The 12991-nt window shown below is 44.2% G+C and carries 8 protein-coding genes; all 8 read right to left on the minus strand.

From position 1 onward, the window contains the following. Nucleotides 1-363 precede the first annotated feature (363 nt). Nucleotides 364-4584: a DNA-directed RNA polymerase subunit beta' gene (gene rpoC, locus OOA_RS14170; RefSeq protein WP_008912842.1), complete on the minus strand. Its 4221-nt coding sequence runs from the start codon at nt 4582-4584 to the stop codon at nt 364-366. A 114-nt stretch (nt 4585-4698) separates the two neighbouring features. Further along, on the minus strand, nt 4699-8727 hold the full coding sequence (rpoB, locus tag OOA_RS14175; protein ID WP_008912843.1) for a DNA-directed RNA polymerase subunit beta: 4029 nt from the start codon (nt 8725-8727) through the stop codon (nt 4699-4701). Nucleotides 8728-9074: 347 nt separating this feature from the next. After that, the gene (gene rplL, locus OOA_RS14180) at nt 9075-9440 is read right to left on the minus strand and encodes a 50S ribosomal protein L7/L12 (RefSeq protein WP_008912844.1); all 366 of its coding nucleotides are present in this window, start codon (nt 9438-9440) and stop codon (nt 9075-9077) included. Between the two features lie 60 nt (nt 9441-9500). Further along, complete coding sequence (gene rplJ / locus OOA_RS14185; RefSeq protein ID WP_008912845.1) at nt 9501-9998, minus strand: 50S ribosomal protein L10; 498 nt, start codon at nt 9996-9998, stop codon at nt 9501-9503. A gap of 334 nt (nt 9999-10332) precedes the next feature. Continuing rightward, nucleotides 10333-11034: a 50S ribosomal protein L1 gene (gene rplA / locus OOA_RS14190; protein WP_008912846.1), complete on the minus strand. Its 702-nt coding sequence runs from the start codon at nt 11032-11034 to the stop codon at nt 10333-10335. Nucleotides 11035-11037: 3 nt separating this feature from the next. Then, nucleotides 11038-11466, minus strand: coding sequence for a 50S ribosomal protein L11 (gene rplK, locus OOA_RS14195; RefSeq protein ID WP_008912847.1), 429 nt, complete (start codon nt 11464-11466; stop codon nt 11038-11040). Between the two features lie 157 nt (nt 11467-11623). Next, nucleotides 11624-12169, minus strand: coding sequence for a transcription termination/antitermination protein NusG (gene nusG, locus OOA_RS14200; RefSeq protein ID WP_008912848.1), 546 nt, complete (start codon nt 12167-12169; stop codon nt 11624-11626). After that, nucleotides 12170-12556, minus strand: a complete 387-nt coding sequence (gene secE, locus OOA_RS14205; protein WP_008912849.1) for a preprotein translocase subunit SecE — start codon at nt 12554-12556, stop codon at nt 12170-12172. Nucleotides 12557-12991: the final 435 nt, after the last annotated feature.

Consider the following 12991-nt stretch of genomic DNA (forward strand, 5'->3'; position numbering starts at 1 on the left):
ATAAGATAAACTTAGGTAAACAAAGGGATTGTCTAAGGAAAAATGTCCTTTTTAATACTAAAGATAGGAAATTGATTGAAACACTCAACATACCGCTAGATTATTACTACTCAAATAATAATGAATATTTAATTTTCGTGACATGTCACAGTTTTTATTAAAATCAAATCCAAGAATATATTAAAAATGTTTTTAATCAATTGGTTATATTAAAAACAAGATTAAATAAAAGAAATATAATTATGTAATCATTAGTATTAACCAAGACAAAATCGACTCTCCGAATTATTTAAATACATAAAAAAAACCGGTGCCTTTAACAGCACCGGTTCTATTATTGTGTTACAAGCAGACTAATAAATCTTACTTGTTGTCACCACTGAAACCTGCGTTTAACAGTTCAGCCAGGTTAGCCGTTGCTTCATCTGCGCTGACTTGTGGAGCTTCCACAACATCATTCAGATGACGACGACGGATACGGTCTTGGTGATACGCAAAACCAGTACCTGCTGGGATCAGACGACCCACAATAACGTTTTCTTTCAGACCGCGAAGTTCATCACGTTTACCTGCAACCGCAGCTTCTGTCAGAACGCGTGTTGTTTCTTGGAACGATGCTGCTGAGATGAAGGATTCTGTTGCCAGAGATGCCTTAGTAATACCCAACAGGTCACGTGCATAGTTAGCTGGGATCTTACCGTCTAATTCCAGCTTACGATTAGAAACTTTAACGCGTGAGTATTCGATCTGCTCACCTTCGAGGAATTCAGAACTTCCTGCATCCGCGATAGTTACTTTACGTAGCATCTGACGAACGATAACTTCAATGTGTTTATCGTTTATCTTAACGCCTTGTAAGCGGTAAACTTCCTGAACTTCGTTAGTGATATAACGCGTTACTGCATGAACACCACGCAGACGCAGAATATCATGTGGAGATTCTGGACCATCGGAAACTACATCACCACGTTCAACGATTTCACCTTCGAATACGTTGAGCTGACGCCATTTAGGGATCATCTCTTCGTACGGTTCTGAACCATCTAATGGGGTAATAACCAGACGACGCTTACCTTTAGTTTCTTTACCGAATGAGATGATACCGCTGATTTCAGCAAGGATCGCAGGCTCTTTCGGACGACGAGCTTCGAACAAGTCAGCAACGCGTGGTAGACCACCCGTGATATCTTTAGTACCCACAGATTCTTGTGGAATACGTGCTAAAGTATCACCGGCATTGATAGCGATGCCATCATCCAACTGAACAATTGCTTTACCCGGTAAGAAGTACTGAGTAGGCATATCAGTGTTAGGAATAAGAACATCTTTACCATTTGCATCAACAACACGAAGTGCAGGACGCAAGTCTTTACCACCAGCAGTACGCTCAGCGCTATCCAGAACAACGATTGAAGACAGACCGGTTAATTCATCAGTCTGGCGAATCATTGACTGGCCATCAAGCATGTCAGAGTAACGGATAATACCGGATACTTCACTGACAACTGGCATTGTATGTGGATCCCAGTTAGCAACAGTTTCGCCGCCGATAACTGATGCGCCATCACCTTTAGTCAGGTGTGCACCGTAAGGAACTTTATAGCTCTCTTTCGTACGACCGAACTCATCAATCAGACGCAATTCAGTATTACGTGAAGTAATAACCAGTTTGCCTTCTGAGTTGGTAACGTATTTCGCGTTGAACAGTTTCAGCGTACCCGTGTTACGAACTTGGATACTAGATTCTGCTGCCGCACGAGATGCCGCACCACCGATGTGGAACGTACGCATCGTCAGCTGTGTACCCGGCTCACCGATTGACTGTGCCGCGATAACCCCGATAGCTTCACCTTTGTTGATGATATGACCACGAGCAAGGTCACGACCATAACAGTGAGCACACACACCGAAGTCAGTTTCACAACTTACAACTGAACGTACTTTCACGCTGTCGACTGAGTTAGCTTCTAACAGGTCACAGAGTTTTTCGTGAAGTAGAGTGTTACGTGGAACCAGAATGTCCGCAGTACCTGGGATCAGGATATCTTCTGCCGTCACACGACCCAATACACGCTCACGCAGTGGTTCTTTAACGTCGCCACCCTCGATAACCGGAGTCATCAGGATACCTTCGTGAGTTCCACAGTCGTCTTCAGTAACTACCAAGTCCTGTGCAACATCAACTAAACGACGAGTCAGATAACCGGAGTTTGCTGTTTTCAATGCTGTATCCGCAAGACCTTTACGAGCACCATGCGTAGAAATAAAGTACTGAAGAACGTTTAGACCTTCACGGAAGTTCGCCGTGATTGGTGTTTCGATGATTGAGCCATCTGGCTTAGCCATCAGACCACGCATACCAGCTAGCTGACGGATCTGCGCAGCAGAACCACGAGCACCGGAATCGGCCATCATAAAGATACTGTTGAAAGAAACCTGTTGTTCTTCTTCACCGTCACGGTTAATAACGCTTTCAGTTGACAGGTTTTCCATCATCGCTTTAGCGACACGTTCGTTTGCTGCTGCCCAGATATCGATAACTTTGTTATAACGTTCGCCAGCTGTAACCAGACCAGACTGGAACTGTTCTTGAATTTCAGCAACTTCTGCTTCGGCTTCCGCGATGATCCCTGCTTTTTTCTCAGGAATAACCATGTCGTCGATACCAACAGATGCACCAGAACGTGCCGCGTAGGCAAAACCGGTATACATGATTTGGTCAGCAAAAATAACAGTATGTTTCAAGCCCAGTATACGGTAACAAGTATTCAGCATTTTGGAGATAGCTTTTTTACCTAACGCTTGGTTAACCAGAGCATAAGGTAGACCTTTCGGTACGATCATCCATAAAATTGCGCGACCAACAGTGGTATCAACTAAACCAGTGTTAATTGTAATGTTACCTTCACTGTCTTTAACTTCTTCAGTGATACGAACTTTAACGCGGGCATGCAATGATGCATGACCTGAGCGATAAACACGTTCAGCTTCTTTAGGGCCGGCTAAAACCATCCCTTCGCCTTTCGCGTTTACACAGTCACGAGTCATGTAGTAAAGACCCAATACAACGTCCTGTGAAGGAACGATGATAGGCTCACCACTTGCTGGTGACAGAATGTTGTTCGTTGACATCATCAATGCACGTGCTTCTAACTGAGCTTCCAGAGTCAGAGGAACGTGTACCGCCATTTGGTCACCATCGAAGTCGGCGTTATATGCCGCACAGACCAATGGGTGCAATTGGATAGCTTTACCTTCGATCAGAATCGGTTCGAAAGCTTGGATACCCAGACGGTGAAGTGTTGGTGCACGGTTCAGCATGACTGGGTGTTCACGGATAACTTCATCCAGAATATCCCAAACAACCGCTTCTTCGCGCTCAACCATTTTCTTCGCAGCTTTAATCGTTGTTGCCAAGCCACGCAGCTCTAATTTGCCATAGATAAATGGTTTGAACAGCTCAAGAGCCATCTTCTTAGGCAGACCACATTGGTGCAGACGCAGGTATGGACCAACGGTGATAACCGAACGACCAGAGTAGTCAACACGCTTACCAAGCAAGTTCTGACGGAAACGACCTTGTTTACCTTTGATCATATCAGCCAAAGATTTCAGAGGGCGTTTGTTAGAACCCGTAATTGCACGACCACGACGACCGTTATCTAACAGTGCATCAACAGCTTCTTGCAGCATACGTTTTTCGTTACGTACGATGATGTCTGGCGCAGCCAGATCAAGAAGACGCTTCAGACGGTTGTTACGGTTTATAACGCGACGATACAGATCGTTTAGATCTGATGTTGCGAAACGTCCGCCATCCAATGGTACTAATGGACGTAGATCTGGTGGTAATACTGGCAGAACGTTCAGGATCATCCACTCTGGCTTGTTACCAGATTGAATAAACGCTTCTAACAGTTTGATACGCTTAGTCAGCTTCTTACGCTTAGTTTCTGAGTTAGTTTCATTTAACTCTTCACGCAGCGTTTCACACTCGTTCTCAAGATCGAGGTTTTTCAGCAGACCTTGGATTGCTTCCGCACCCATTTTCGCGTCAAATTCATCACCGAATTCTTCCAGCGCATCTAAGTATTGCTCTTCTGTCAGAATCTGTGCGCGTTCAAGGCTAGTCATTCCGCCTTCAACAACAACATATGATTCAAAATACAGAACGCGTTCGATATCGCGCAATGGCATATCGAGCAGCAAACCGATACGGGATGGCAGTGATTTCAAGAACCAAATATGTGCAGTCGGAGAAGCAAGTTCAATATGACCCATGCGCTCACGACGGACTTTAGTCTGTGTAACTTCAACGCCACACTTCTCACAAATCACACCACGGTGTTTTAAACGTTTGTACTTACCGCACAGACATTCGTAGTCTTTTACTGGCCCGAAAATACGCGCACAGAAAAGGCCGTCACGCTCAGGTTTGAACGTACGGTAGTTAATGGTTTCTGGCTTTTTAACTTCACCGAATGACCATGAACGGATCATATCAGGTGATGCCAGAGCAATTTTGATCGCATCAAACTCTTCGGTCTTGGTTTGCGCTTTCAGAAACTTTATTAAGTCTTTCACAAAATGGCTCCTGTCGGAGTTAGACCTGTCAGGTGAGTGGCCCGTGCCTCTCTCCCCTAATCCCAGTACTTATACTGGCCGGAAGGCTAAATCTAGCCTTCCGGTACAAACGAATTACTCGTCTTCCAGTTCGATGTTGATACCCAGTGAACGGATTTCTTTCAACAATACGTTGAAGGATTCCGGCATACCAGGTTCCATCTGATGACTACCATCGACGATGTTTTTATACATCTTCGTACGGCCGTTAACGTCATCCGACTTAACAGTAAGCATTTCTTGGAGTGTATATGCTGCACCGTATGCTTCTAGTGCCCACACTTCCATCTCCCCGAAACGCTGACCACCGAACTGTGCTTTACCACCCAGCGGCTGCTGAGTAACCAAGCTGTAAGAACCAGTAGAACGGGCATGCATTTTATCGTCAACCAAGTGGTTTAGTTTCAGCATGTACATGTAACCAACAGTTACTTGACGCTCAAACTTCTCACCAGTACGGCCGTCGAATAATGAGATCTGACCAGAAGTTGGTAGACCACCCAGTTTCAACAGTTCTTTAATTTCAGTTTCTTTCGCACCATCAAACACTGGTGTTGCGATTGGCATACCTTTTTTCAGGTTTTCTGCCAGGCGCATAACTTCTTCATCAGAGAAAGTATTTAGATCAACTTTCTGACGAGTGTCATCACCAAGGTCATAGGCTTTCTGGATAAACTCACGCAGTTTGGCAACATCTTGCTGCTGTTTAAGCATAGCATTGATCTTGTCACCAATACCTTTCGCAGCCATACCCAAGTGGGTTTCCAGAATCTGACCGATGTTCATACGAGAAGGTACACCCAATGGGTTCAGAACGATGTCTACAGGGTTACCGTTTTCATCGTAAGGCATGTCTTCAACTGGGTTGATTTTTGAGATAACACCTTTGTTACCATGGCGACCCGCCATTTTATCACCCGGTTGAATCTGACGTTTAACAGCCAGATAAACCTTAACAATTTTCAGTACGCCCGGAGCAAGGTCATCACCTTGAGTGATCTTACGGCGTTTAGCATCGAGCTTTTTCTCGAACTCAGATTTCAGTTCATCATACTGTTCAGCAAGTTGCTCTAACTGGTTCTGTTTCTCTTCATCAGCCAGAGCTAGCTCTAACCAACGATCGCGAGGCAGTTTATCCAGTTTTTCAGCTTCAATTCCGCCATTAACCAGTACAGAACGAATACGTGCGAATAGACCTGCTTCGAAGATACGTAATTCTTCGGTTAAATCTTTCTTAGCATCACGTAACTGAGTTTCTTCGATTTCCAGCGCACGTTTGTCTTTCTCTACGCCATCACGAGTAAATACCTGTACATCGATAACTGTACCGGAAACACCGTTTGGAACACGTAAAGAAGAGTCTTTAACGTCAGACGCTTTTTCACCAAAGATTGCACGCAGCAATTTCTCTTCTGGGGTCAGCTGAGTTTCACCTTTAGGTGTCACTTTACCAACGAGGATATCGCCACCTTTAACTTCAGCACCGATATACACAATACCAGACTCATCGAGTTTAGAGAGTGCAGCTTCGCCGACGTTTGGAATGTCAGCAGTAATTTCTTCAGGCCCCAGTTTAGTGTCACGAGACACACAAGCAAGTTCCTGAATATGAATAGTTGTAAAACGATCTTCTTGAACAACACGCTCAGATACGAGGATGGAGTCTTCGAAGTTATAACCATTCCATGGCATAAATGCCACGCGCATGTTTTGGCCAAGAGCCAATTCACCTAGGTCAGTTGAAGGACCATCAGCTAACACGTCACCACGTTCAATTGGTTCACCTAAAGACACACAAGGCATCTGGCTAATACAAGTGTTCTGGTTAGAACGGGTATATTTAGTTAGGTTATAAATATCGATTCCAGCTTCGCCTGGATACATCTCGTCTTCGTTAACTTTAATAACGATACGTGAAGCATCAACGTACTGGATAGTACCGCCACGGCGAGCAACTGCTGTTACACCAGAGTCAACAGCAACCGCACGTTCCATACCCGTACCAACTAATGGTTTGTCAGCACGTAAAGTAGGAACCGCTTGACGTTGCATGTTCGCACCCATCAATGCACGGTTCGCATCATCGTGTTCAAGGAATGGAATCAATGACGCACCAACAGAAACAATCTGTTGAGTCGAAACGTCCATGTATTCAACCTGATCGCGGCTGAATAAACTTGATTCACCATGGTTACGACACGTAATCAGTTCTTCAACGAAACTACCATCATCACCTAATACGGTGTTTGCCTGAGCAATGATGAAGTTACCTTCTTCAATAGCAGACAGATAGTGAATTTCGTCAGTCACGAGACCGTCACGAACTAAACGATAAGGTGTTTCAAGGAAACCATACTCGTTCGTCTGTGCATAAACAGACAATGAGTTGATAAGACCGATGTTCGGACCTTCAGGGGTTTCGATTGGACACACACGACCGTAGTGAGTTGGATGGACGTCACGTACTTCGAAGCCCGCACGCTCACGAGTCAAACCACCTGGGCCTAACGCAGAGATACGACGTTTGTGCGTAATTTCAGACAATGGGTTGTTCTGGTCCATAAACTGAGAAAGCTGGCTGGAACCAAAGAACTCTTTCACTGCCGCAGAAATTGGCTTCGCGTTAATCATATCTTGTGGCATCAATGCATCGAGGTCGCCCAGAGAAAGACGCTCTTTCACTGCACGTTCAACACGAACCAGACCTACGCGGAACTGGTTTTCAGCCATTTCACCAACAGAACGAATACGACGGTTACCTAAGTGGTCGATATCATCGACTTCGCCTTTACCGTTACGGATATCGATGAGTTTTCTCATGACATCAATGATGTCTTCTTTACTCAGGATACCTGAACCTTCAATTTCATCACGGCCCAGTGAACGGTTAAACTTCATGCGACCAACAGCAGACAAGTCGTAACGATCTTCAGAGAAGAACAGGTTTTCGAACAAGTTTTCTGCGGCTTCACGCGTTGGCGGCTCACCAGGACGCATCATACGGTAGATTTCTACCAATGCGCTTAGGCGATCATTTGTTGGATCGACACGGACCGTTTCAGACATGTATGCACCGTGGTCTAAGTCATTCGTAAACAATGTTTCAATTGTTTTATGACCAGACTGGCTCAGACGCGCCAACGTATCCAATGAAAGCTCCATGTTAGCTGCACAAATCAGCTCACCAGTGTTTTCATCAATATAATCTCTTGCTACCACTTTACCGGCAATGTATTCAACAGGAACTTCAATGCTGTTGACTTCTTCTTTTTCCAGTAAGCGGATATGACGAGCAGTGATACGACGGCCTTTTTCAACATAAACTTTGCCGTTTGCTTCGATATCAAAAGAAGCTGTTTCACCACGTAGACGCTCAGGAACTAGCGTCATCATCAATTTGTTATCGCGAATTTGGAAAACAGTTTTGTCGAAGAATAAATTCAGAATCTCTTCGGTACTGTAATTCATTGCACGCAGAATAATGGTCGCTGGTAATTTACGGCGACGGTCAATACGTACAAACAGGTTATCTTTCGGATCGAATTCGAAATCAAGCCATGAACCGCGGTAAGGAATAATACGCGCGTTATACAGGACTTTACCTGATGAGTGCGTTTTACCTTTATCGCTGTCGAAGAACACACCAGGGCTACGGTGTAACTGAGAAACGATAACACGCTCAGTTCCGTTGATGACGAAAGTCCCGTTTTCGGTCATGAGTGGAATTTCACCCATGTAGACTTCTTGTTCTTTGATGTCTTTTACGGTGCCTTCTGGTGCTTCACGCTCATAAACAATGAGACGTAACTTAACACGCAATGGCGCAGAGTATGTGATGCCGCGAATTTGACATTCTTTAACATCAAATACAGGCTCACCCAGACGATAGCTGACATATTGTAGTTCAGCATTACCGCTGTAGCTCTGAATAGGAAACACAGAACGGAAAGCTGCTTCCAGCCCGTTCTGACCATCAGGATCTTGCTCGATAAACTTCTGGAACGAGTCAAGTTGGATAGAAAGGAGATAAGGTATATCCAAAACTTGTGGACGTTTACCAAAATCCTTACGAATACGTTTTTTCTCGGTATAGGAGTAAACCATAGGGTTCCTCAGCTCGCTGATCAGTGACCCACTCTGCCCGTCCATACAGGACAGCTTCGCTAACGCTATTTTTTGAAGTGGAAAATGAATACTTTCCGTAATACTTATTCCCATCACTCTCAAATCATTTCATTGTGCTGTCCGGCTACCGAGCTACCCGAGCGGGTCGTAGCTGAGAACACAGTATATTAAGTCGTCAATAGAAAAAGTATTGGAGGGCTTGCTAACATCAAAATTGCGTGAAAAAGATGTTAACACCCAATCACGCTTTTTAGCGCAAAAAGGCTGGTGATCAAAAAATCACCAGCCGTCAGCCTTTAAGTTAGGCTGCTAACTGAAAACTGAACTTATTTAAGCTCAGCAGAAGCACCAGCTTCTTCAAGAACTTTCTTCAGAGATTCAGCTTCATCTTTGCTTGCAGCTTCTTTGATAGTTGCTGGAGCAGATTCTACCATGTCTTTAGCTTCTTTTAAGCCAAGACCAGTTGCGCCACGAACTGCTTTGATAACAGCAACTTTGTTAGCGCCGATAGCAGTCAGGACAACATCAAACTCAGTTTTTTCTTCAACAGCTTCAGCTGGGCCAGCAGCAACAGCTACAGCAGCAGCAGCAGAAACGCCGAATTTTTCTTCCATCAGGGTAATCAGTTCAACAACGTCCATTACAGACATTTCAGCAACTGCGTCAAGGATTTGGTCTTTAGTGATAGACATAACAATTGTTCCTAAAATTCAGAAATAGTTTATACGTTAAAAAGCAACGAAGGAAAGGGCTTATGCAGCTTCTTTCTGATCGCGCAGAGCAGCCAGAGTGCGAACCAGTTTGCCTGCAGCGGCTTCTTTCATGGTTGCCATCAGGCGTGCGATTGCTTCTTCGTAAGTTGGGAGTGTAGCCAGACGATCGATATCTTTTGCCTGGATTAACTCACCTTCAAAGGCCGCAGCTTTAATCTCAAATGCTGGATTCGCTTTCGCGAACTCTTTGAACAGACGAGCAGCAGCGCCCGGATGTTCGTTAGAGAAAGCAATTAAGGTTGGACCAACAAACGCATCTTTCAGGACTTCGTAAGAAGTACCTTCAACAGCACGGCGGATCAGCGTGTTACGAACAACACGGATGTAAACGCCAGCTTCGCGACCTGCTTTACGCAGTTCAGTCATTTTTGCTACAGTTACGCCGCGTGAATCAGCAACAACTGCAGAAAGCGCGCCTTTGGCTACTTCGGTGACTTCAGCAACAATCGCTTGTTTGTCTTGAAGATTTAGTGCCATTAGCTTCTTGCTCCTGGATTAACCGGGAAACCCCGGGGGACTCACATCACTCAAAACACAACATTATGTTTGAGCGTTAAAACACGGTGAGCAGCAGAAGTCAGAATAAAAATTCTTGGTATCTCTGTCACCGTCTACGCAGGTAAATTAAGTAGTTATTGACAACTTAAACCACACCTGCGGTCTTGGACGGGGTCTGGAAAGGCCAGACTCCATACCGAAATTTGTGGTTCACTTAAACTAAATAGAGTATAAGCAAACTCAAGGCGTCAGATTTTATACAAATCTGACGCAAAGGTAAAGCTTAATTACCAAACAGCCGAAGCCTTAGGTATTAAACTGTCGCTGAAAGACCAGATTGGTCGATCGCAACACCTGCACCCATAGTGGTAGACAGGCTAACTTTCTTGATGTAGATACCTTTAGCTGAAGATGGTTTTGCTTTTTTCAGCGCAATCAACAGTGATTCCAGGTTCTCTTTCAATTTGTCAGCATCGAAATCAACTTTACCAATTGTGGTGTGGATGATTCCGTTTTTGTCGTTACGGTAACGAACCTGACCAGCTTTAGCATTGTTAACAGCTTCAGCAACGTTAGGAGTTACAGTACCAACTTTAGGGTTAGGCATTAAACCACGTGGACCAAGGATTTGACCTAATTGACCAACAACGCGCATTGCATCTGGAGAAGCAATAACAACGTCAAAATCCATTTGACCAGCTTTGATTTTATCAGCCAAGTCTTCCATACCAACCAATTCAGCGCCAGCAGCTTTAGCAGCTTCAGCATTTGCACCTTGTGCAAATACAGCAACGCGAACTGAACGGCCAGTACCGTGTGGCAGTACAGTTGCACCACGTACGTTTTGGTCAGATTTACGAGCGTCGATGCCAAGGTTAACAGCAACGTCAACACTTTCTACAAATTTAGCAGTCGCTAATTCTTTTAGCAGAGCAACGGCTTCATTGATGTCATACTGTTTAGTTGCATCAACTTTTTCACGGATATTGCGCATGCGCTTATTCAGTTTAGCCATTGATTAATCCTCCACAACCAGGCCCATGGAACGAGCAGTACCTGCAATTGAACGCGCCATAGCGTCAACGTCAGCACCAGTCATGTCCGCAGCTTTAGTTTCAGCGATTTCGCGAACCTGAGCAGAGGTCACTTTACCTACTTTTTCTTTGTTCGGCTTACCAGAACCAGATTTAACGCCAGCTGCTTTTTTCAGTAATACTGCTGCAGGTGGAGTTTTAGTAACGAAAGTGAATGAACGGTCTGCATATACAGTGATAACAACAGGAGTTGGTAAACCTTTTTCTAGGTTCTCTGTTTTTGCGTTAAACGCTTTACAGAATTCCATGATGTTCACACCTTGCTGGCCCAGTGCTGGACCAACTGGTGGGCTTGGGTTAGCCATACCAGCTGCAACTTGCAACTTAACGTAGGCTTGTACTTTCTTAGCCATGAATATTTCCTCTAAATGGGTGATAGCGCCTAATTTTATAGGCTCCCCGTTACATTAACACGCCCCGCAAGAAAACTTGCAAAGCGTAAAAAAACAAAAGGCGCGAAATTATAGTTAAATTTCACACCTTTTGCAAGCCAGTTTTTTGCCGTTAAGACTATGCTTTTTCGACCTGACTGAAATCTAATTCGACTGGAGTCGCACGACCGAAGATTGAAACAGAGACTTTCAAGCGGCTCTTTTCATAATCAATTTCTTCGACAACACCATTAAAGTCAGCAAATGGACCATCGCTGACACGAACCATTTCACCTGGCTCAAATAATGTTTTAGGACGTGGTTTGTCGCCTGCTTGTTGCAGACGATTCATAATCGCATCAACTTCTTTATCACTGATAGGTGCTGGACGATCTGAAGTTCCACCGATAAAGCCCATAACACGTGGTACGCTACGTACTAAGTGCCAAGACTCATCGTTCATAAGCATTTGAACTAATACATAGCCTGGAAAAAACTTACGTTCACTTTTACGGCGCTGACCACTACGGATCTCAACAACTTCTTCAGTTGGTACCATGACTTCGCCGAAAGAGTCTTCCATACCATGTAATTTGATATGTTCGCGCAGAGACTGCGCTACGCGACCTTCAAAACCAGAGAAAGCCTGAATAACATACCAGCGCTTTTTAGGTGAATCTGACATTTAGAATAACCTCAGGCTTGTAATAAACGAAACTAAACGTACTAAGATGCCATCTAATCCCCACAGTATTAATGACATAACAGCCGTTACTGCAGCAACAATCAAAGTCGTTTGTAATGCTTCTTGGCGAGTTGGCCAAATCACTTTTCGCATTTCAATGCGAGCTTCACGCGCAAACGTTAATGTTTGCTTGCCCTTTGTTGTCCACAAAGCTACAGCACCTGCAATGGCAACGACAGCCACAACAGCAAAAGCACGCAGCGCGAGATTATATTGACGGAAGTAATAGTTGCCAACTATAGCAATCAGTAGCAGGACAGCAACAACTACCCACTTAAAGACGTCTACACTACGTCCACTTCCTTGAGCTTCGCTATTCGCACTCATAATTCAACCTGTTACCATGAAGTATGTACAAAGCCCATTCACCTACAATTTAGTAAGATAAACAGACCGAACCAATAGAATATGTCAACATATCCCTTAAGTACTATGAGCCGAGCTTGCTAAGTCAGAAAGGGGTATCATTGACAACGCCTGCAAAGTTAAAAGAATAGTTGGTTAGCAAATGCTATTCAGCGCTATCTATTTTGCAGGTAATTTCCGGCATGCTCAGCAAATTTTTTCACCACTAGATCATAAAAATGAATTTCTAATTGTGGCAGCGGTAAAATATAACATATCTTCCGAGCAAAACCTTAATAAATCTCATATAACTGTATAAAGCTGATGATACAGTTTTTATTTCGTTGTATCAGAGCCTATCTCACCAATAATTTTTATAACTATTGATGAGATAGGTTCTTAAATTTCACAACGTAT

This window comes from Providencia burhodogranariea DSM 19968, from assembly GCF_000314855.2.
GTDB classification, from domain to species: domain Bacteria; phylum Pseudomonadota; class Gammaproteobacteria; order Enterobacterales; family Enterobacteriaceae; genus Providencia; species Providencia burhodogranariea.